The sequence below is a fragment of the Myxococcus sp. RHSTA-1-4 genome (assembly GCF_020037125.1).
Taxonomy (GTDB): Bacteria; Myxococcota; Myxococcia; order Myxococcales; family Myxococcaceae; genus Myxococcus.
In genome coordinates this window covers 96782-118102 of sequence record NZ_JAIQDG010000021.1, presented here as the reverse complement: position 1 = coordinate 118102, position 21321 = coordinate 96782, and the positions used below count along the sequence as shown (strand labels likewise).

Here is a 21321-nt window from a genome sequence, read left to right as displayed (position 1 = left end):
GTAAACTGCCAGACAGGACGGACCGGTTTCAAGCCACCCCCCCCCCATGGGCCGGCCTGGCGGGTCCTAGTTTTCGGAAATCTTCGAGCCCTTGATGACGACGTCACCACTGGCGTTGACCTCGATCTTCGCGCCCTTGATGACGACGTCTCCGTTCTTCTTCACCTGAAGGGTGGCGGAGCCGACCTTCAGGGTGAACTGCTCCTGCGCGACGAGGGAGATTTCCTTCGCGGACAGGGTGTAGGCGTCCTTGGCGGCATGGTTGACCTTGCCACCGACGCTGACGAGCATGTCCTTGTCCACCTTGAGGGTGCGGGACTTGCCAATCTCCTCCGAGAGGTCACCGCCGACCTGGAGGGTGCGCGCGCCCTTGACCGTCTCCGACTTCTTGGCGCCCACCACCTCCACCTTCGCCCCGCCGACCTGCTCCGACTTGAGCCCGCCGACGAGCTCGTTGAAGGCGGCGCCCACGGTGAGGGCGAGCGCGCCGCCGACGTTGACCATCTTCCCCAGGGCCACGGTCTCCGCGGAGGCCATGGCCACGGTGAGGCTCTGGTTGCCGCTGACGCTGATGGACTGGTCTCCCGCCACGGCCTCGGTGTGGTTGCCGGCCACGGTGGTGGAGCGGTTGCCGGTGACGGCCAGCGTCTGGTTGCCCTGGACGGTGCTGTCGTCGTTCTTCTTCACCTCGAGGGCCTGGTTGCCCTCGATGATGCGCGAGCGGTCCTTCTTCACGAGGAGCGTCTCGTTGCCGCGGACCTCCTGCGTCTTGTCGTTCTCGACGACGATGTTGAAGTCCCTCTGCGCGTGCAGATAGACGAGCTCGGAGCCGGCGGCGTCCTCGAAGCGCAGCTCGTTGGAGCCGTCACCGCCGGGGCTGGAGCTGGAGCGCAGGGTGCTCTGCGTCTTGTTGCCGGGCAGGTCGATGGGCGGCGGGTTCTGCCCGTTGTAGACGCTGCCGGTGACGAGGGGCCGGTCCGGGTCTCCCTCGAGGAACTCCACCACGACTTCATGGCCGATGCGCGGCAGGTACAGCGCGCCCCAGCCCGGGCCCGCCCAGGCCTGGCTGACGCGAATCCAGCAGGAGCTCTTGTCGTTCTGCTTGCCCTCGCGGTCCCAGTGGAACTGGACCTTGATGCGGCCGTGCTCGTCGGTATGGATTTCCTCGCCCGCGGGGCCCACCACCATGGCCGTCTGGGCGCCGGGAATCACCGGGCGGGGCGTCACCCGGGGAGGGCGGAAGGGCACCTCGGCCGGCTGGCAGAGGAACTCGTTGCGGTAGCCCTCGCGGCTTCGCAGCGAGCCCTGCTCGATGCTCAGCGCTTCCGACTGGTGGCCCACGTGCCGCACCGAGATGGGCAGGTACTTGCGGTTGAGGGCGTCGTCGGGGTGCTCGGCCAGCTCGAAGGTCTGGCCCACGCAGACGCGGCGGCTGTAGCTGGCGCCCGTCACCGTCTCCGTGCGGGCGCGCAGCTCCTCCAGGCGCACCTTCGAGAGATTGCGGCCGGTGCCCGACTCCTCGTAGCGGCCGGGGTAGTCGTAGATCTCCAGCGCCGTCTCGCCGCCCTCCGCCTCCGAGCTGGTGCCCAGGTCCTGCGAGGGGCGCAGGAAGTTGTAGTCGCGCAGCGCGACGGCGCCGGGCTGCACCTCCGTGCGCGCCACCAGCTCGTGCACGTACTCCTGCGCGGCAATCATGCCGCTGCGCTCGCGGAAGACGAGCTTCGCCTCGCCCTGCATGGCGGGGTTGGCGGAGGCGCCGTCACCCAGCACCATCGTGTGGGCGTCCTCGCCGTGCTCGAAGAAGTAGAAGATGCCTTCCTCCTCGAGGAGACGGGAGATGAAGTCCAGGTCGGACTCGCGGTACTGCACGCAGTAGTCGCGCGTGGGGTAGGAGCCGTTGAGGGCGAGCCGGTGCTCCACCTTCGCCTCGTCCAGCACCTTGTGGACGATTTGCGGGACGGTCATCTCCTGGAAGATGCGGCTCTTGCGGCGGTGGCGCAGCGTCCACAGCAGGGGCACCACGGTGGCGCGGTAGCGGCGGCGCTCCGGGCCGCTTCCTTCATCCCAGCGCGACATGCGCGACACGATTCCGGTGAAGAACCGCGCGGTGCCGTCGCCGAGCATGATGGTGAGACGGGCGTCCTTGCCCAGCAAGGACTTCTCGTCCACCTCCACGTCGGGCCGGGCGGCCAGGGCCACCTCCACCGTGTAGGGCTGGGACAACGTCTCCTCGGCCTCGAAGCCGAGCACCGCCAGCTCACCGGAGGTGAAGGGACCTGCCTGGAACTCGAACTCGGCCTGATTGGCGAGCAGGGCTGCGTTCGCGATCATCTTGAGTCCCCCGGCGCAAGGCCCCGCTTGGAAGGCGGGGTCCGTGAGTGGTGCAACAGCATGCCATGAATTGGCCTACCAGGGAGCCCTGACACGAAATTTTCATCGGGACTGAGAAGCATCCGGGCCATTTCGTGGGGGGCCTGACGGAAAGAGTCATGCTTCGGTGTAGAGTGGAAAAGGGGGGCCAGCTTGAAACCGCTGGCGACTCCGGGGTACCCAGACGGCTTCCACCCGGGAGAACCATGAAGAGAAGAGAGCTCCTGCACCGCGGGTTCGCGCTGGCACTGGCGCTGACGTCCTCGGCCGCCGTCGCGCAGAGCGCCTTCCCCAGCTTCGAGCTGGAGCGGCTGGAATTGAATCCCGGCGCGGAGGGCTCGCTGCTGGTGGGCATGGGCGAGCTGCTGCCGGTGGGCGACATGCGCTTCTCCGTGGTGGCGCACTACGCACACAACCCGCTGATGCTGGAGATGGACGGACAGTCCCTGAGCATCGTGGGGAGCCGCGCCACCGCGCATGTCGCCGCGGCCTACGCGCCGCTGGACTGGCTGCAGGTGGGCCTGCAGGTCCCGGCGCTGTACCAGGCAACGGGCACGGAGGTGGAGGCGGAGGGCTACCTGCGGCCGTCGTCCTTCGGGCTGGGGACGCCCGTGGTGTCGGTGCGGGCGGGGCTGCTCACGCAGGATGACCAGGGGGGGGTGGACCTGGCGGTGGAGCTGGGAGTGGGCATGCCCCTGGGGAACGCGTCCGCGCTGGCGAGCGACCCCGACCAGTGGCGCCTGGCGCCGAAGGTGATGGTAGGACGGCACTTCGGGTTCCTGCGCGCTGGCGTGGAGCTGGGCTTCCTGCAGCGGCCCACCCAGGCCCTGACGCCCCGGGTGGATCCGGATGACCAGATTGGCAACGAGCTGCGCCTGGGCGCGGCGCTCGCGACGACGGGCCGGCGGCTGCGCTGGGAGCTGAACGTCCGGGGCATGGTGCCGCTGACGAGCCAGCCGGGCGCGGCGGAGCTGCTGCCCGGGGTGCGCTACCTGGTGAACCCCACCTTCGAGATGTTCGCGATGGCGGGCGTGGGCGTGGGCTCGGCGCCGGGGACGCCGCTGTTCCGGGTGATGGCGGGTGGGGCCTTCGGTGACGCGACGCCGCGGCGCGGGCCGGGGGAGTCCTCGGTCAACTGCGAGCCCGGACTCCCGCACACGATTGAAGAGTGCCCCGACATGGACGAGGACCACGACGGCGTGCGCAACTCCGTGGACCGCTGTCCCTCCGAGCCGGGCGACATCGCGCGCAGCGGCTGCACGGCCAAGGACACGGACAGCGACGGCCTGGAGGACATGCTGGATGCCTGTCCGTTCGAGCCGGGCCTGGCGGCCAACCAGGGCTGCCCGCTGCGGGACGCGGACAAGGACGAGACGCCGGACGAGACCGACAGCTGCCCGAATGACGCGGGGCCCGCGGACAACCGCGGCTGCCCGGTGCGCGACGCGGACAAGGACGGCATCGACAACGACAAGGACGCGTGCCCGAACGAGGCCGGCCCGGTCGAGCGCAACGGCTGCCCGGAGTCCGACGCGGACAAGGACGGCGTGCCCAACCGCATCGACAGCTGCGCGAACGAGCCGGGTGACCCGAAGAACCAGGGCTGCCCCGGTCACGTGCAGCCGCTGGTGGAGATCCGGCCCGGCCGGCTGGTGCTGCTGGGCAAGGTCTTCTTCGAGCCCTCGCAGGCGCGGCTCCTGTCGCGCTCCCACGAGCTGCTGGACTGGGTGGCGCGCGTCATCAAGGAGCACCCGGAGATGCCGCTCATCGTGGTGGGCGCGCACACGGACGACCGCGGCTTCCCGGATGCGAACCGCCGCATGACGCAGGCGCGCGCCGAGGCGGTGCGCCAGTACCTCATCAGCAAGGGCGTTCCCGCCGAGCGCCTGCAGGCGCAGGGCTACGGGCAGGACCGCCCCATCGACACCAATGCGACCTCCATCGGCCGTGAGAACAACCGCCGCGTGGAGTTCATCATCGTGGACTCGCAGAGCGACAAGGCGGAGTCCCCCCGGTGAGGCCAGGAAAGAGACGACCTATGAGAACGTCGCTGCCCCATGCGTGGGTGCTGGGTACGTTGTTGCTGGCCGCCACCGCCGCGGCCGAGCCGGATGCCTTCGGTCTCGGAAGCGGGAGGGATGGCGCGCTGACCGTCACGGCTCCGGGCGTGAAGGTCAACGCCGCGGCGCGCGTGACGTCCGCCCTGGGGGCGGGAGCCACGGCCATCCCCGTGTCGTCCACCGCCGGTTTCGGCAACGGTGACCTGGTCCTGGTGCTCCAGGCCACCGGGACGGGCACCGCCGACACGGCGGGCGCCGGGCGCTGGGAGCTGGCCCGGGTGGCCACCGTGAGCAGCCGGACGCTGAATCTCACGCGGCCCCTGGTGGAGTTCTTCGACGCCCCGGGCACCCAGGTGCTTCGCGTCCCCGAGTACACCGACGTCACCATTGCTCGCGGCGGAAGCCTGGCCGCGGAGCCGTGGAATGGAGAGACGGGGGGCGTGGTGGCCTTCCTGGCCACGGGCATCGTGAAGAACCAGGGGCTCATCGACGCGCGCGGCGCGGGCTTCCGTGGCGGTGCGTATGTCCGGGACTGGACCAACGCCGCGGGGTGCGGCGCGCTGAGCCTGGAGGGCGCGGGTGGGGCGCAGCGCGGTGAGAGCGTGGCGCCTCCGACGACCGCCCTTCCGCTGCTGACGGGCCGTGGCAATGACGCCAATGGTGGCGGTGGTGGGGTGTGCCGGCAGTCGGGTGGCGGCGGTGGCGGGCATGGTGGCCAGGGAGGGCAGGGCGGCAGGACGGCGACGGATGATGGCGCGCGCGACGTGGGCGGCCTGGGAGGCGCCGTGGCGGGGCAGTCCCTGCTGGAGCGGCTCACCTTCGGCGGTGGTGGCGGCGCCGGACATGGGCTGGCGGACCCGCCGGGGCCGGATGGGGGCCGCGGTGGCGGCATCATCTTCGTGCGCGCGTCCCGGCTCGTCGGGAGCGGCCGCCTGGAGGCCTCGGGTGAGGCGGGCGGCAGCTCCGTGAATGATGGCGCGGGTGGCGGTGGCGCCGGTGGCAGTATCTCCCTGCGCGTCGCGGAGGCGGCCTCGTGCGCGGAGCTGCTGGCGCAGGGTGGCCGGGGTGGAGACAGCACCGGGCGGGCGCTCCGGGCGCCCGGCGGTGGTGGCGGTGGCGGGCGTGTCCTCTTCCAGGCCGAGGCGGGCTCGAGCTGTGCCGCGCGGGTGGAGCCGGGACGTGCGGGAGTGGCGGTGGATGGCGGTTCGAATGGGGCCTCGCCCACGGCGGTGGACGACGCGCGCTTCCAGGGCGTGGTGGAGCTGCTCGAGGGCGGCTTCCGCGCTCCTCCCGCGCCGGTGTTGCTCGTGCCCGTCGAGGGCGCGGTGCTGCCCGCCGCGCAGCCGCTGTTCTCCGGCACGGCGCGGTCCGGGGACGAGGTCATCGTCTTCGTGGATGGCGACGCGCTGGGCCGGACGCGCGCGGACGCCACCGGCGCGTGGGCCTTCGTACCCGAGGCCCGGCTCGCGGAGACGCCGCACCGGGTCTCCGTTGCGGCGGTGGCCGCCGGGGCCCAGGGCCCGCGCACCGCGGAGCGCATGTTCTCCGTGGACGTGACGCCCCCCGAGACGTCGATTGTCAGGGCCCCGGGACTGGCGGCCTCTGGAGAGGCCACGCTCGAGTTCGGCGCCACCGAGCCGGGCGTCGCGTACCAGTGCAGCCTGGACCGGGGGCCCTTCAATCCCTGCCGGTCTCCCTACCGGATGTCGGGGCTGGCCGACGGCAGGCACTCGCTGCGGGTCCGCGCCAGCGATAGCGCGGGGAACGTCGACCTGACTCCCGCGGTCATGGACTTCGACCCGACCGCGATGCCTGGCGTGCCCACCATCACCTCTCCGGCCGCGAACGCATACCTGTCGGACAACACGCCGACTTTCACCGGCACGGTCAGCGGCAATACCACCGCGTTGAGCATCCTCATCGATGGCAGCGAGGTGGATAGCGTGAACCCGTCTGGCACCTCGTGGACGTACACGGCCTCGACCCTGTCCGAGGGGACCCATTCCATCCGTGTCACGGCCTCCAATGGGGAGGGCAGCGCGTCGAGCCTCTTGCGCTTCTTCACGGTGGACACCTTTGTGCCGGCGGTTCCCGCCGTGGGCAGCCCGACCACGGGCCAGGTCCTGGCCACGGCCCGGCCGACTCTGCGAGGGACCGTTACCCTCACGGATGCCGACGTGGGACTCCAGGTGTTGGTGACCATCGACGGCATGCCCGAGGCACAGGCCCAGGTGAGCGACACGGGAAGCGGCACGGCTGACTGGACCTACACGCCCGACTCCCCTCTGAACCAGGGCACGCGCACCGTGACGGTCCGCTCCAGGGACCGAGCCGGGAACGTGAGCGCCGCGTCGGCGGCGCGCTCCTTCTCCGTGGACTCCGTCGCGCCCTCGGCGCCGACGCTGGCGACGCCCGCCAACGGGGCGCTGCTGACCACTGTGCGCCCCACCTACACGGGGACGGCGGAAGTGGGGGGAACGGTCGAGGTGTACGTGGATGACCAGTTGTTGCAGGGGACGGCCACGGCAGCCGCCGGCGGCTCCTGGACCCTGACGCAGCCGGCCGACCTGGGGCAGGGCCTCCATTGGTTCCGGGCGCTGGTGAAGGACGCCGCAGGCAACTCCAGCGGCTTCTCGGTGACGCGGACCTTCACCGTGGACAGCGTCGCGCCGTCGGCGCCCGTGGTGCTGGCTCCCGCCAACAACGATGCCCTCAATACCGACGTGGTGACGGTGCGTGGCACCGCGGAGGCGGGCACCATCGTCTCCATCAGCCTGGATACCCAGCACCAGGGAGAGGCGGTCGTCAACGCCGCGGGGAGCTGGAGCTTCGTGATTCCGCAGTCCGTCTCCGAGAACACCCATGCGCTCGTGGCGCAGGTACGCGACGCCGCCGGCAACTCCAGCGCGAACACCACGGTCAACTTCTCCGTGGACCTCACGCCGCCCGAGACCACCATCACCGGGTCGCCCACCAACCCGAGCAGCGACACGACGCCCACCTTCACGTTCACCTCGGTGGGGGGAAACCGGTTCGAGTGCAGCCTGGATGGGGCGGACTACTCTTCGTGCCCCGCCTCGCATACGCCCACGGTCGGAGCGGGGCCGCATACCCTGCTCGTACGCGCCCTGGACGCCGCGGACAACGCGGACCCCACGCCCGCCGTCCACTCGTGGCGGGTGGATACCGGCATCCCTCCGGTGCCGGTCATCAGCACTCCCGGGAATGCGTCCTTCGTGAGCACGGCGACGCCGCTCATCACCGGAACGGGAGAGGTCGGAGCGACCATCATCGTGCGGGTCGACGGCACTCCCCACGCGACGATGCCGCTGGTGGACTCCGCCGGCCGCTGGCAGTTGCAGTTGACGGCCACGCTGGCCGACGGCTCCCACAACGTCCGGGCGAGAGCCCGGGACGCAGCGGGAAATGAGAGCGTGGACTCCGATCCCGCCAACTCCTTCACCGTCGATACGTCGATACCCAACGCAACCATCGTCTCCGGGCCCACGGCCCAGACCAACCAGCTCCAGGCCACCTTCGACCTGAATGCCTCGGAGAGCCCCGTCGACTTCGAGTGCAGCCTGGACGGGGCAGCCTTCGAGGCCTGTAACGACCCCCACGTCATCACCGTGAGCGAGGGGGCCCACGTGCTGCGCGCCCGGGCGAAGGACCGCGCGGGGAACACGGACGCCACCCCAGCGGAGCACCGCTGGAGCGTGGACCAGTCCCCCGTCAGCACGTTCATCGAGTCCGGGCCGCCCTCCATCACCAACACCTCCACCGCCGCGTTCCAGTTCGCCTCCAACAAGTCCGGGGTGACGTTCCGCTGCCGGCTCGACAGCGGCAGCGAGGCCGTGTGCCCGGCGAGCCACTCGGTGACTGTCGCCGACGGCTCCCACCGACTGGAGGTGGTGGCGGTGGATGGGGCGGGCAACCGGGATGCCACCCCCGCCGTTTCCATCTGGGTGGTGGATACGGTCATTCCCGTGGCTCCGGTCATCACCGTGCCCGCGACGAATGGGACGAGGTCGATCACCAGCACCCCGACGATTCAGGGCACCGCCGAGGCGAACGCCACCATCACCGTCATGCTGGGGGTGGTGGCGCAGCCCGCGACGTCCGCGGACGGCAGTGGGAACTGGTCATTCACCTTCGCCCCGCTCGCGGACGGCGCCTACTCGGTGACGGCCACGGCGCGGGACGCCGCCGGAAACGTGGGCCCGGCGAGCAGCGCGCGGTCCTTCATCGTGGATACGGACTCTCCGGAGACGACCATCGTGAGCGGCCCGGCGGCGCTGACCCGGGAAACCAGCGCGACGTTCGAGTTCTCCTCCAATGACCCCGCCGCGGTGTTCGACGTCCGGCTCGATGGTGAGATGAGCTTCCGGAGGGTGACCAGCCCCTATACGTTCACCGTGGGGCAGGGGCAGCACTCGCTCACGGTTCGCGCCGCGGATGAGTCGGGCAACGTGGACCCCACTCCCGAGACCTACCCCTGGTTCGTGGACAGCATCGCGCCGGTCATCCAGTTCACCAGCACGCCCGTCAGGTTCCCGGGGGGGCGCACCAACAGCCAGACGGCGACCTTCGGCTTCGGCTCGAACGAGTCGGCGGTCACCTTCGAGTGCAGCCTGGACAATGCCGTGTTCGCCTCGTGCTCCAACCCGGCCACGTTCCCTGTCGTGGATGGCGAGCACACCCTGGTGGCCCGCGGCACCGATACGACGGGCAACGTCTCCGCGAACATCTCCTTCACCTGGACGGTCGATTCGAACCTGCCGGGGACGACGCTCGTCAGCACGCCCGGAAGTCTCACCAACTCCCCCAGCGCGACGTTCCGCTTCAGCACCAACAAGGACAACGTCACCTTCGAGTGCGACCTGGACGGCCGGGGCTTCTCGCGGTGCGGAACCGTGGTGGACGCGGTGAACCGCATCAGCGAGGCCCAGTTCTCGGGCCTCACCCATGGCGAGCACACCTTCCAGGTGCAGTCGGTGGACAACCTGGGCAACGCCGGCAGCCCGACGGAGCTGTTCCGCTGGACGGTGGACCTGCGGCCCCCCGAGACCACCCTGAGCAGCAAGCCGGACCCGCTCGTGTCCACGCCCCAGGTGTCATTCCAGGCGCAGACCGAGCCGGGAGCCTCGCTCTTCTGCAGCTTCGACAACGTGGACTACACGGCGTGTCCCGACCCGTTCCAGTACACGCTCCAGGACGGCGCCTACACGCTCTATGTGCGCGCCACGGACGCGGCCCTCAACGATGACCCCTCGCCCGCGGTGGCCCAGTGGACCATCGACACCCTCGCTCCCGCCGTGCCGGTGCTGGTGGAGCCCTCTGAAGGGCGGAGGATGAACGTGGCGCGGCCGACCTTCAGCGGGACGGCCGAGCCGGGCACCCGGGTGGTGCTCTTCGTGGACGGGACGGAGGTGCAGACGGTGGACGTGGACGCGGCGGGGAATTGGAGCCTCACGCCCGCGCTGGACCTGGGGAACGACGAGCACGAGGCGCACCTGCTGGGCGTGGATGCCGCGATGAACACCAGCACCGCCAGCGAGGCGCGGCGGTTCTCGGTGGACACGCTGGAGCCGCAGACGCGCGTGGACGAGAAGCCGGACGTGCGCATCCGCGTGCCACGCGCCTCGTTCCGCTTCTCGTCGAACGAGCCCGACGCCCAGTTCGAGTGCAGCCTCAACGGCGAGGACTACCTGCCGTGCTCCGCCACCCTCGTCTATGAGGAGCTGCTCGAGGGCACGTACACGCTCAAGGTCCGGGCGGTGGACGCCGCCCTGAACCGGGACTCCTCGCCCGAGCTCATCTCGTGGCGCGTCTACCTGGGCTCCGACGTCCGGACGAAGGGTGGCGGCCTGAGTTGCTCCAGCGGGGGAGGGGAGGCAAGCCCCATTCTGGCCCTGGTGGGGCTGGGCGGGCTTGCCCTGCTGGCGAGCCGGCGCCGTCGTCGCTGCTGAGCCATGAGGGCCCTGCCGGAGCGGAGTGATGTCGCTCCGCCAGCCGTTCAGGGAATGCGTGCTTGCGTCGGGAGGGGACTTCGGCTACTTGTCCCCTCCGCCGCACCCGACATGCGCGATTAGCTCAGCTGGATAGAGCGTTGGCCTCCGGAGCCAAAGGCCAGAGGTTCGAATCCTCTATCGCGCGTAGATAAGGGCCCGGAGTCAGGAGCTTGTTCCTCCTGACTCCGGGCCTTTGTTTTTCGCCCGGCCTGCCCGCCCCGCCTCCAGCCCACCGAGCCCCGGGTCGGGTATCCCGTCTGCCCTGCCGCCCGGTACCTGCCAGGTCGTCTCCAGGTGCGCTTGTCTGCCGAGCGGGGGTTCGCTATGCGGTGACGCTTCTTTCCGTGGCCCACTCGCGGGCGGGGATTGGAGCGGCATGAAGCGTCATCTTGGTGTCTATGTGTTGAGCCTGCTGGCGTTGTCTGGCGCGCTCGGCTGCGCTGGTGAATACGAGGAGCCCGCGGGCAACAAGGTTCCCGTGACCTTCGCCGCGCCCCGGGTGCCCCGGGACGTGGTGTTGAGCGCGGGGGATTCGCAGGTGACGGTGACCTGGACGGCTCCCGAGTTCAACGGCGGCCGGCGCATCCTCAACTACGCCGTACGCATGCTGCAGGGTGGAGCGGTGGTCAGGACGGAGACGCTCCGCGAGACGGCCGTCACCTTCCAGGGCCTGACGAATGGCGAGGAGTACGCATTCACCGTGGCCGCCATCAATGAAGTGGGAGAGGGCGTGCAGTCCGAGCCCTCGGCCACGAGGCCGCGCGTCATCCCCGGGGCGCCGCGCGAGGTCAGCGTGACGCCCGGCGACCGGCAGGTGACGGTGACCTGGGCGGCGCCGGAGGACACGGGCATGCCCATCACCGGCTATGTCGCCCAGGCCCTGCTGGGCGAGGAGGTGGTGGCGGCACAGACCGTGACCGAAACCACCGCCACGTTCACGGGGCTGACGAATGGGACCCGCTACATGGTCCGGGTGACCGCGAACAACACGGTCATCTCGGGGCCGTTCTCGGCGCCGGTGGCCGTCACTCCTCGCACGATACCGGGCGCGCCTCCCGTCACCGTTTTCAACGGCGATGGCCAGATTCGTGTGCTGTGGAAGATTGAAGACGACGGAGGCAGCCCGGTCGACAAGGTGCGCATCATGCTGTACTCCGGGGATGTCGAGAAGGGGCCGTTCGACGTCAACGTCGGGGTCCTGAATGGATTCACCGCGCAAGGGCTGACGAACGGCCAGACCTACTTCTTCACCGTCGCGGCCAGGAACGTCGTCGGGCACGGTCCGGTCACGCGCGTCTCGGGAGTCCCCCAGGTCCTGCCCAGCGTGCCCCTGGACCTGGAACTCATCCCGGGTGACGGTCAGATTGTCGTCAGGTGGAAGCCGCCAGCGAACTCCGACACCATTCCCGTTGCGAACTACCGGCTGTACATCGGTTCCTCCGTACCCGAATTGGAGCCGTATCGCATCATCGAGACTCCGGAAACGAGCTTCACGGTGACGGGGCTGACCAATGGCCGGCAGTATGTCTTCAGCCTGACTTCCAGGTGCGAGGGCTGCGACTACGGAGAGTCTACGCAGGGAAGCGCGTACGCACTCGCCGCTCCGTGAGCGCGTCCTCCTGAAGTGACAAAGGGCCGGATGCCACCAGGCTCCGGCCCTTTTCATTTCCAGAGGAGCGTGCCGCTCACGCCTCCGCGTGCTCGGGAGGCCGCGGCGGCAGGTGGAAGCGCACCGTCCGCACGCGCCGGGGTGACGACTCCAGCACCTCCAGCACCAGGCCGTCCTCGGCCTGGAGCTTCCGCCCCGGCTCCGGAATGGCACCACCGGCCAGGGCGATGCACAGGCCCGCCACCGTCGAGTAGTCCTGGTACTCGTCCAGGTCCAGCCCCAGCTCGCGGTTGACGTCGCGCAGGGCCGCGGAGGCCTGCACCACCGCGGTGGTGGGGCCCTCGCGCTTCACGAACTCCTCCGGCGTCTCGGACTCGCTGAGGATGTCTCCGACGAGCTCCTCCACCAGGTCCTCCACCGTCACCAGCCCCACCACGCCGCCGCGCTCGTCCACCACCACCGCGAGTTGCATCCGCCGCCGCTGCAGCTCCTTCATCGCGTCGATGGCCCGCATGGACTCCACCAGGAAGAAGGGCGGGCGCATCACGTCCTCGAGGACGATGAGGTTGCCCTCCCACGCCACGCCGAGCAGGTCCTTGGCGATGACGTAGCCGACGATGTTGTCCAGCGTCTCCTCGTACACCGGCATGCGCGAGTGGCCGTGCTCCAGCAGCACCTGGCGGATCTCCTCCGCGCCCGAGTGCCGCCGCAGGGCGACGATGTGCTCGCGCGGCACCATCAGCTCGCCCAGCGTCAGCTCGCTCATGTCGAAGGCCCGCGAGGCAATCTCCCCCGCGCGCGGGTCCAGCGTGCCCTGCTTCGCCGCCTCCTCCACCAGCTGCTGCAGCTCCTCCGCCGACAGCCGCCCCTCGCTGAAGTTCGTCCTGTCTCCGAACAGCCGCAGCACCACGTTGGAGCTGGCCGTGAGGAACCACACCACCGGCCGCATCAGCCAGGACAGCCCGTGCAGGGGCCGGCCGATGAACAGCGCGTAGCGCTCGCCAGCGCGCAGGGCGAGCGACTTGGGCACCAGCTCCCCCAGCACCAGCGACAGGTACGAGACGAACGCCACCACCGCCGCGAAGGCGATGCTCTCCGCCTGCTGCTCGGGAACGCCCAGGCCGGCCAGCACGCCGCCCAGCCGGGTGGAGATGCTCGCGCCGCCGAAGGCCGCCGCCGTGGCGCCGATGACGGTGATGCCAATCTGCACCGTGGCGAGGAAGCGCTCCGGGTCTCCCCTCAGCTTCTCCACCGCCTTCGCCGAGTGGCTGCCCTCGTCGATCAGCTCCCGCAGCCGCGTCCGGCGCAGGGAGAGCACCGCCAGTTCCGCCCCGGCGAAGACGCCGTTGGCCAGGACCAGCAGCAGGATGATGACGAGTTCGGTGACGATGATGGCCCTCCTCTCAGGGGCCCTCTACCCTAACCGCTGCCGTCCGGCCGCTCACTCCCCAAGTGACTGCAAGAGGAGCGACAGTTGGGCCCGGCTGGCACCCTTGGGCAGGTAGTAATGCGGCCCGGACAAGAGCGCGTTGCCCACGTCCTGCGCCGCCGCCGAGGTGAGGAACACGATGCGGGGATGGCGGCCGCGTGGCAGCTTCTCCACCACCTCCAGCCCGCTCATGCCCGGCATGTTGAGGTCCAGGAGCATGATGCCGTAGCGGTCGCCCCGCTTCAGCGTGTCCAGCGCCTCCTGTCCATCCGCGGCCTCGGTCGTCTCGTAGCCAAGGTCCTCCAGACTGAGCCGGAGAAACTCCCTCCAGTCCGCGTCGTCGTCCACGACCAGGACCCTTCGTTCGCCGCCGTCCGTTGCCTGTCTCGCCAATCAGTCTCCCCCGACAGGAGATGAACGCCGCCGGAGTCCTTCCTCATTCGCGGCAGGCGGTAGAACGGCGCCCGCCGGGACAGCGGACGGGCGGGCGCTAGAACAGCGCGATGCCGATCTGCGCGACCAGGTACTGCAATGCCGGGCGCACGTTGTGGCCCGCCGTGCGGGGCTGCTCGGGTACCGACGAGCGGCACCAGGACGGCTCGCCCTGCAGCCGGCCGGCCGAGTGGCGGAACATCCGGAAGCGGCCCAGCTCCGTGGAACTGCCCGCGTTGTAGATGCGCAGCGGCCGCCCTCCGGCCCCTTCCAGCACGCGCTCACGGGGCACGTGGCGGTGGCCGTGCAGCACCAGGTCGCACCGTCCCTGGAGGCGTGTCAGCCACTCCGCCCCCAGCGGCAGCTCCGCCGCGTGGGGCCAGCCCAGCAGCGTGGCCAGCCGCTCCGGGAAGCTCTCCTCGGGCAGCGGCAGCACGTGGTGGTGCACCAGCACCGCGGCCAGGGCACCGCGAGGCGCGGCCTCCAGCGCCGCGTCCACCGCGTCCAGCTCCGCGTGGGACAGCGCCCCGTGGCTGGCGAAGTAGTTGCGGTTGTGGGCGCCCGTGGAGTCCACGCACACCAGGAAGAGTCCTGGAGTCTCCACCGTGCGCACCTTGTTTCCCTCCATCCACGCACAGCCGGCATCGTCGCCGGGCCGGTCATGGTTGCCGGGGATGAAGGTGAGCCGCCCGGTGTCCAGCAGGGGCGCGAAGATGTCGCGGAAGCGGTGGTACTCCCCATGTCCGCCCTGGTGCGTCAGGTCCCCCGTCACCACCACATGGTCCACGGCCTCGGCCTGGAGCGCCTCCACCAGCGCGCGGGCCGAGGCGTCGCTCTGGGGGCTCAGGTCCAGGTGCAGGTCCGACAGGTGTGCCAGCGTCCGGATGGGCATGCCCATGGAGATAGGCATTCCTCGCGTCCGCATCAGGGCCGTCCGGTGAATGTGGCGCAAGACGTGTGAAACAGGGCTGCGTCAGCTCGCGAGGTCACCCGCGAACAGTTCGTCGCCCGCGTCCGGCGCGGAGGCCGTGACGCGCAGCGGCACCAGCCGGGTGCCCGGCGCCACGCGCAGCTTCGTGCCGCGCCAGTTCACGGTGCGGAAGAAGAGGCCGTGCCACCACGCGGCGAAGAGCAGCGCGTCCTTGACCAGCACGCCCGGCACCGCGTCCCAGGGCACGGACTCCGGGCGCAGCGCGCGGAAGGCGGCCAGGTCCACCGCCACCTTGCCCAGCACAATCAAGCTGGCCACGGTGCCCGTCGCCGGGGAGGGGAGAAGCAGCGCGCCGAGGAGGGCCAGCGGCACCGGGTTGAGCAGGGCCTGCGCCAGGTACGTGGACGGCGACACCGCCGTGCGGTGGATGACACTCCAGCGCAGGTAGCGCTGGAAGAAGGCGCTGACGCTCTTGCGCAGCGACACGTTGAATACCGGCGTGCGCGCCACCACCACCCGCCGGCCCAGCTTGCGCGTCACCCATTGTCCGATGACGTAGTCCTCCGCCAGCACGTTGCGCACGGAGTAGAAGCCCCCCAGCGCGTCCACGTCCTCGCGCCGCAGTGCCATGGACTTGCCCACCACGATGTCCTGGCCGGCGAAGCGCTTGGCGGCAATCATCCCCGCCGCGGCGCTCGCGGCCAGGTAGAGGTTGTCCAGCAGCGAGCCGAACGTCCGCTCTCCGATGCCCGCCACCGGGTGCGTCACGCACCCGACGGAGGGGTCCGCGAAGCCCGCGGCGATTTCCTCCAGGTAGCCCGGCGCCACGCGCGTGTTGCTGTCGCTGATGACGAGGATGTCGAAGCGCGCCCGGTCCGCCAGGGTGATGAGCTGGTTCACCTTTGGATTCAGCCCCGGCTCGCCCACCTGGAACTCCAGGCGCATGACGTGCGGCCAGCGGGCCACCGCCGCCCGCGCCACCGCGAAGGCGGCGTCCCGCGTGTCCTTCACGCCCAGCACCACCTCGTACTCACCCGCGTAGTCCAGCCGGGCGAATTGCTCCAGGTTGGCCTCCAGGTCGTCATCCACGCCGCACAGCGGCTTGAGGATGGAGATGCCGGGCCGGCGGGCGCCGGCGGGGAAGGGCCGGGGCGGCTCGCTCCGGTGGCGGAGCACGAGGACGTACTGGATGACGAGGGCGGTGAGACCGAAGAGGGCGGCGAGCAGCAAGAGGCCGGAGGCGAGCAGCATTCGCGGGCAGTCCCCAGGTGGGCGCGCGGTCATCGCGCGACCCGGGTGCCACGCTAGAGGTGCCTTGAGACAGGCCCGCGAAGCGCTCGCGGCGCCCGGGCCAATTCTCGGTGACGGCCCGGTGAAGCAGCGCCCGGCTACTCGGGGAGGTTGCGGCTGCGCGGGTGGCGGATGTCCTTGCCGCGCACCATGTAGACCACCATCTCCGCCACGTTCATCGCGTGGTCGCCGATGCGCTCCAGGTGCTTGGCGATGAACATCAGCGCGGTGGCCCGGCGGATGTTCTTCGAGTCCTCCATCATGTACGCGAGGAGCTCGTTGAAGATCTTCAGGAAGAGGGCATCCAGCAGGTCATCCCCCTGGAGCACCTCCTCCGCCTTGGCCACGTCGCCGGAGACGAAGGAGTCCAGCGCCTTCTTCACCTGCTGCTGCGCCAGCTCCGCCAGCCGGGGCGTGTCGATGTACGGGGCCAGCGGGGGGACCTGGTTGAGGTCCATGGAGCGCTCGGCGATGTTGACGGCCAGGTCGCCGATGCGCTCCAGGTCGGTGACGATCTTCAGCGCGGTGGTGATGAGGCGCAAGTCACTGGCGGCCGGCTGGCGCAGCGCGAGGATGCGCCGGCACAGCTCGTCAATCTCCACCTCCAGGCGGTTGACGTCCTTGTCCGCCGCGACGACCTTCTCCGCGAGCGGGCTGTCGCGCTCGGTGAGGGCCTTCACGCTCTGCGCGATGAGGTTCTCCACCTTCGCCCCCATCGCCAGGAGCTTCTCGCGCAAGTCCCGCAGGTCCTGCTCGAAGGCCTTGTCCGTATGCGTCGCCGGCATCTTCCGTGTCCCTTCGTCCGCTCGTCCGCTCACCCGAACTTCCCGGTGACGTAGTCCTCGGTGCGCTTCTCACGCGGGTTGGTGAAGATCTGCTCCGTGGGCCCGCATTCCACCAGCTCGCCCATGTAGAAGAAAGCCGTCCGGTCCGACACGCGGGCAGCCTGCTGCATGTTGTGGGTGACGATGGCGATGGTGTACTGCGCCTTCAGCTCGTGGATGAGCTCCTCGATTTTCGCGGTGGCGATGGGGTCCAGCGCGCTCGCCGGCTCGTCCATCAGCAGCACCTCGGGCTCCACGGCCATGGCGCGGGCGATGCACAGGCGCTGCTGCTGGCCGCCGGACAGGCCCAGCGCGCTCTCGTTGAGGCGGTCCTTCACCTCGTCCCAGAGGGCGGCGCCGCGCAGGGACTTCTCCACCCGGTTGGCCAGCTCCGCCTTGTCCTTCATCCCCCCCACGCGCAGGCCGTAGGCCACGTTCTCGAAGATGCTCTTGGGGAAGGGGTTGGACTTCTGGAACACCATGCCCACGCGGCGGCGCAGGTCCACCACGTCCACGCTGCGGTCGTGGATGTCCATGGAGTCCAGCAGGATGTGGCCGGTGTGGTGGGTGCCCGGAATGAGGTCGTTCATCCGGTTGAGCGAGCGCAGGAAGGTGGACTTCCCGCAGCCGGAGGGGCCGATGAGGGCCGTCACCTGACGGTCGAGGATGGCCAGGGAAATCCTGCTGATGGCCGTCTTGGTGCCGTAGCGGAGGGTCAGCTCCCGCGCCTCCATCTTCGCGCGCGGTGGGGAGTGCTGGAGGGTCATGGAAGGCGTACCGTCAGTGGGCGCCGGCGGCCTTGCGGCGCGTGCGCGTCCGGATGATGACCGCGACGAGGTTGAGGGCGAAGGTGAGCAGCAGCAGCACCAGCACCGTCGCATACAACAGCGGGCGGGTGGCCTCCACGTCCGGGGACTGGGTGGCCAGCACGTACGTGTGGTAGCCCAGGTGCATGAACTGGGAGTTGAGCCGGCTCGGCAGGTCCGGGAGGAAGTAGGCGGCCCCGGTGAAGAGGATGGGGGCCACCTCGCCCGCGCCGCGGGAGATGGCCAGCACGGTCCCGGTGAGGATGCCCGGCAGCGCGCCCGGCAGCACCACCCGCGCCAGCGTCTGGGACTGGGTGGCGCCCAGCGCGAGGCTGGCGGTGCGGTGGTCCAGCGGCACCGCGCGCAGGGCCTCCTCCGTGGAGACGATGACCACGGGCAGCGTCAGCACCGCCAGCGTGAGCGAGGCCCAGAGGATGCCCGGCTGGGCCCAGTACATCTCCTCGTGGCCGAGCATCCGGTCCATGCCCCGGCCGACGAAGAGGATGAAGAAGCCCAGGCCGAAGAGGCCGAAGACGATGGAGGGCACGCCCGCCAGGTTCACCACCGCCACGCGTACCCAGCGCGCGAGCCGGGAGCCCGGCGGGGCGTACTCGTGCAGGTAGACGGCCGTCAGCACCCCCACCGGCATCACCGCCAGCGTCATCAGCAGGGTGAGCGCCGCGGTGCCGACGATGGCGGGGAAGATGCCGCCGCCCATCATCCCGTCGGAGGGCGGCTGGGTGAGGAACTCCCAGGTGACGTGGCCGGCGCCGTTGGCGACGACGTCCAGGAGGATGAGGGCCAGCATGGCCACCATGATGAAGGCGGCCAGCCCGGTGAGCGTGGTGAGGGCCAGCCCCACCGCGCGGCGCGAGGTGTACGTCACGAGGCGCTCCCGGTCAGCCGCTTGATGACCCGCTTCGTCCAGGCCGAGGCCAGCATGTTGAGGACGAAGGTGAAGAGGAAGAGCTGCACGCCGATGAAGAAGAGGATGGAGTAGTGCGTGCTGCCCACCACGACCTCCCCCATCTCCGCGGCGATGGTGGCCGACAGCGAGCGCACCGAGTCGCCGAGGTTGGCGGAGACGATGGCCGCGTTCCCGGAGGCCATGAGGATGATCATCGTCTCGCCGATGGCGCGGCCGAAGCCCAGCACGCACGCGGCGAGGATGCCGGGGGCGGCGGCGGGGAGCACCACCTTCCAGGCCGTCTCCCACGGGGTGGCGCCCAGCGCGAGGGACGCCTCGCGGTAGCTGCGCGGCACCGCGGTGAGCGAGTCCTCGGCCACCGTGAAGATGACGGGGACGATGGCCAGCGCCAGCCCCAGGCCGGCCACCACCGCGTTGAGGCGGGTGTGCAGGCCGAAGGCGTCCTGGAGCACGGTGGCCATCACCATCAGCGCGAAGAAGCCCAGCACCACGGAGGGGATGCCGGCCAGCAGCTCGATGACGGGCTTGAGCAGCTCGCGCAGCCGGCGCGGCGCGAACTCCGCGGCGTACAGCGCGCCGAAGACGCCCACCGGCACGGCCACCAGCATGGAGACGGCGGTGGTCTTCAGCGTCCCGATGAACAGCGGAATCATGCTGACCTTGGGGACGTTGGAGACCGGCTGCCAGACGAAGGCGGGCGGGCGGCCCTGGCGGACCACCTGCGGCAGGAACATCTTGGAGAGGCTGGCCTCGTGGCGGGCCTCGGCCTCCGTGAAGAGCGCCAGCGCCTCCTTGGCCACGAAGACGAGGATGAGCACCAGAGCGGCGATGCCGGTGAAGGCCATCAGCGTGATGAAGCCCGCGATGGCCTTCTCCCGGAGCTGCCGCCGCCGCGCTTCCGGAGAAAGGCGCGGCACTGGAATGGTTTCCGCGAGACCCTGCTGCATGACCGCCTGTCTATCCATGGTGGGCCGGTGCCTCGCGTGACAATCGTGTGACGGAAGGACTACTTCACGGGGAAGTAGCCGACCTTGGTGACGACGGCCTGGCCCTCGGGGGACAGGGCGTAGTCGATGAAGGCCTTGACCTCGCCCGCCGGCTTGTTGCGCAGGTAGAAGTAGAGGTTGCGCGACAGGGGGTACTTGCCGGACTTGATGTTGTCGGCGGTGGGGGCGATCTCCTCGTTGCCCTGCTTGACCTTCAGCTCCTTGATGCCCTTGGCATAGGCGGAGCCGCCGTAGCCGATGCCGTGCTTCTCCTTGGCGACGGCGTTCACCACCGCGGCGGTGCCGGGCAGTGTCTGGGCGGAGGCGACGTAGTCCTCACCGTTGAGCACGTTGTCCTTCACGAAGACGTAGGTGCCGGAGGAGTTCTCGCGGGAGTAGACGACGATGGGCGCGTCCGGGCCGCCGACTTCCTTCCAGTTGGTGATGTCACCCAGGTAGATGCCGCGGAGCTGCTCCACGGAGAGGGCGTTCACCGGGTTGCCCTCGTTGACGTAGAAGGTGACGCCGTCCTTCGCCACCGGAATCTCCTCGGCGGCGGTGTTGTATTTCGCACGGAGCTTGTCGCTCTCCGCCTTCTTGATGTCCCGGCTGGACATGGCGATGTCCGTGGTGCCGTTCTGCAGCGCGGCCAGACCGGTGCCGGAGCCGCCACCGGTGACCTGCACCTTGGCGCCGGCGTTCTTCTTCATGAACTCCTCGGCCCAGCGCTGCCCGAGGATGACCATGGTGTCCGAGCCCTTGACGGTGACGGTGCCGGCCTGGGCGGCCACCGGAAGGGCCACCAGCAGCACCGCGACGAGCGACTTGAGGAAGGTCTTCATGAGTGGGGCTTCTCCGAGGTGGAGGGTGTGTGGCTGAAAGTAGGTCGCGCTTCTATTGAGCGTCTGTGACCATGTCGCGGCTTCCCCGTGACATCCGCGTAACGAAGTCACTCCGTGGCCGGACTCATGATGCGGTAGCCCACACCGCGCACCGTCTCGAGCAGCGCGCGGGCGGGGCCCAGCTTGTCGCGCAGGCGCATGACGTGGGTGTCGATGGTGCGCGTCTCCAGCGAGGAGGACAGCCCCCAGACCTCCTCGAGGAGCTGCTCGCGCGTCTGCACGCGCCCCAGCCTGGACATCAGGTGCTCGAGCAGGCGGAACTCGAGGGCCGTCAGCGCCACCTCCTTGTCCTCGACGTAGAAGCGGTGGGCGGACACATCCAGCTTGAGCGGGCCCAGCGCCAGCGGCGCGGCGCGGCCCTGGGGCGGGCCGCTGCGGCGGAGGATGGCCTTGAGGCGCAGCACCAGCTCCCTCACGCTGAAGGGCTTCACGACATAGTCGTCCGCGCCCACCTCGAAGCCGCGGATGCGGTCCGACTCCTCGCCCTTGGCGGTGAGCATGACGATGAGCACGCCGCGCGACTGCGCGCTCGCCCGCAGGTGGCGGCACACGTCGATGCCCGACATGTCCGGCAGCATCAGGTCCAGGAGGACGAGCTCCGGGGGGCGCTCGCGCGCCGCGGCCAGGGCCGCCTCTCCCGTGAAGGCCAGGTGGGTGGTGAAGCCAGCGCCCCGCAGGTTGAAGTCAATGAGCTCGGCGAGGTCGCGCTCGTCGTCGACGATGAGGACATGGGACATGGCGGG

14 protein-coding genes and 1 tRNA gene are annotated in these 21321 nt (G+C 69.9%); 4 read left to right on the top strand and 11 right to left on the bottom strand.

Annotated features, from left to right (window positions below; translation table 11 throughout):
• Positions 1-66: 66 nt before the first annotated feature.
• Positions 67-2331, bottom strand: a complete 2265-nt coding sequence (locus tag K8638_RS26880) for a type VI secretion system Vgr family protein (RefSeq protein WP_223757491.1) — start codon at positions 2329-2331, stop codon at positions 67-69.
• A 245-nt stretch (positions 2332-2576) separates the two neighbouring features.
• Here K8638_RS26880 and K8638_RS26875 point away from each other — a divergent pair, with 245 nt between their 5' ends.
• The 4 genes from K8638_RS26875 to K8638_RS26860 all read left to right on the top strand — a co-directional run bounded on the left by K8638_RS26875 (position 2577) and on the right by K8638_RS26860 (position 12050).
• A complete protein-coding gene (locus K8638_RS26875; RefSeq protein WP_223757490.1) occupies positions 2577-4388 on the top strand; it encodes an OmpA family protein in 1812 nt (603 codons plus the stop codon).
• Between the two features lie 20 nt (positions 4389-4408).
• Positions 4409-10399, top strand: coding sequence for an Ig-like domain-containing protein (locus tag K8638_RS26870; protein WP_223757489.1), 5991 nt, complete (start codon positions 4409-4411; stop codon positions 10397-10399).
• Between the two features lie 113 nt (positions 10400-10512).
• Positions 10513-10586, top strand: a tRNA-Arg gene (locus K8638_RS26865).
• 231 nt (positions 10587-10817) lie between these two features.
• Positions 10818-12050, top strand: a complete 1233-nt coding sequence (locus K8638_RS26860) for a fibronectin type III domain-containing protein (protein WP_223757488.1) — start codon at positions 10818-10820, stop codon at positions 12048-12050.
• Positions 12051-12126: 76 nt separating this feature from the next.
• Here the strand turns inward: K8638_RS26860 and K8638_RS26855 are convergent, their stop codons facing one another.
• From K8638_RS26855 to K8638_RS26810, 10 genes are all read right to left on the bottom strand, one after another.
• Complete coding sequence (locus K8638_RS26855) at positions 12127-13413, bottom strand: hemolysin family protein (RefSeq protein WP_223757546.1); 1287 nt, start codon at positions 13411-13413, stop codon at positions 12127-12129.
• 78 nt (positions 13414-13491) lie between these two features.
• Entirely contained in the window at positions 13492-13827 is a 336-nt protein-coding gene (locus tag K8638_RS26850) for a response regulator (protein WP_223757487.1), read from the bottom strand.
• Positions 13828-13969: 142 nt separating this feature from the next.
• Positions 13970-14809, bottom strand: coding sequence for a metallophosphoesterase (locus K8638_RS26845; protein ID WP_223757486.1), 840 nt, complete (start codon positions 14807-14809; stop codon positions 13970-13972).
• Positions 14810-14884: 75 nt separating this feature from the next.
• Positions 14885-16093 carry a glycosyltransferase gene (locus tag K8638_RS26840; RefSeq protein ID WP_223757485.1) on the bottom strand — a complete coding sequence of 403 codons (1209 nt, stop codon included), beginning with the start codon at positions 16091-16093 and terminating at the stop codon, positions 14885-14887.
• Positions 16094-16230: 137 nt separating this feature from the next.
• Complete coding sequence (phoU, locus tag K8638_RS26835; RefSeq protein WP_223757484.1) at positions 16231-16917, bottom strand: phosphate signaling complex protein PhoU; 687 nt, start codon at positions 16915-16917, stop codon at positions 16231-16233.
• Positions 16918-16946: 29 nt separating this feature from the next.
• Complete coding sequence (gene pstB / locus K8638_RS26830) at positions 16947-17690, bottom strand: phosphate ABC transporter ATP-binding protein PstB (RefSeq protein ID WP_223757545.1); 744 nt, start codon at positions 17688-17690, stop codon at positions 16947-16949.
• A gap of 46 nt (positions 17691-17736) precedes the next feature.
• Positions 17737-18648: a phosphate ABC transporter permease PstA gene (gene pstA / locus K8638_RS26825; RefSeq protein WP_223757483.1), complete on the bottom strand. Its 912-nt coding sequence runs from the start codon at positions 18646-18648 to the stop codon at positions 17737-17739.
• A complete protein-coding gene (gene pstC, locus K8638_RS26820; RefSeq protein ID WP_370644116.1) occupies positions 18645-19655 on the bottom strand; it encodes a phosphate ABC transporter permease subunit PstC in 1011 nt (336 codons plus the stop codon). The genes pstA and pstC overlap by 4 nt, the downstream gene beginning before the upstream one ends.
• A gap of 41 nt (positions 19656-19696) precedes the next feature.
• On the bottom strand, positions 19697-20518 hold the full coding sequence (locus K8638_RS26815) for a phosphate ABC transporter substrate-binding protein (protein WP_223757481.1): 822 nt from the start codon (positions 20516-20518) through the stop codon (positions 19697-19699).
• A 107-nt stretch (positions 20519-20625) separates the two neighbouring features.
• The gene (locus K8638_RS26810; RefSeq protein WP_223757480.1) at positions 20626-21315 is read right to left on the bottom strand and encodes a response regulator; all 690 of its coding nucleotides are present in this window, start codon (positions 21313-21315) and stop codon (positions 20626-20628) included.
• Positions 21316-21321 lie beyond the last annotated feature (6 nt).

What these genes read in the sequence shown, in the direction of transcription:
- K8638_RS26880 (WP_223757491.1), bottom strand. Translation starts at nt 2,331, where the DNA reads ATGATCGCGAACGCAGCCCTGCTCGCCAATCAGGCCGAGTTCGAGTTC.
- K8638_RS26870 (WP_223757489.1), top strand. Translation starts at nt 4,409, where the DNA reads ATGAGAACGTCGCTGCCCCATGCGTGGGTGCTGGGTACGTTGTTGCTG.
- K8638_RS26860 (WP_223757488.1), top strand. Translation starts at nt 10,818, where the DNA reads ATGAAGCGTCATCTTGGTGTCTATGTGTTGAGCCTGCTGGCGTTGTCT.
- K8638_RS26845 (WP_223757486.1), bottom strand. Translation starts at nt 14,809, where the DNA reads ATGGGCATGCCCATCCGGACGCTGGCACACCTGTCGGACCTGCACCTG.
- K8638_RS26840 (WP_223757485.1), bottom strand. Translation starts at nt 16,093, where the DNA reads ATGCTGCTCGCCTCCGGCCTCTTGCTGCTCGCCGCCCTCTTCGGTCTC.
- K8638_RS26875 (WP_223757490.1), top strand. Translation starts at nt 2,577, where the DNA reads ATGAAGAGAAGAGAGCTCCTGCACCGCGGGTTCGCGCTGGCACTGGCG.
- phoU (WP_223757484.1), bottom strand. Translation starts at nt 16,917, where the DNA reads ATGCCGGCGACGCATACGGACAAGGCCTTCGAGCAGGACCTGCGGGAC.
- K8638_RS26815 (WP_223757481.1), bottom strand. Translation starts at nt 20,518, where the DNA reads ATGAAGACCTTCCTCAAGTCGCTCGTCGCGGTGCTGCTGGTGGCCCTT.
- pstC (WP_370644116.1), bottom strand. Translation starts at nt 19,655, where the DNA reads ATGGATAGACAGGCGGTCATGCAGCAGGGTCTCGCGGAAACCATTCCA.
- pstB (WP_223757545.1), bottom strand. Translation starts at nt 17,690, where the DNA reads ATGGAGGCGCGGGAGCTGACCCTCCGCTACGGCACCAAGACGGCCATC.
- K8638_RS26810 (WP_223757480.1), bottom strand. Translation starts at nt 21,315, where the DNA reads ATGTCCCATGTCCTCATCGTCGACGACGAGCGCGACCTCGCCGAGCTC.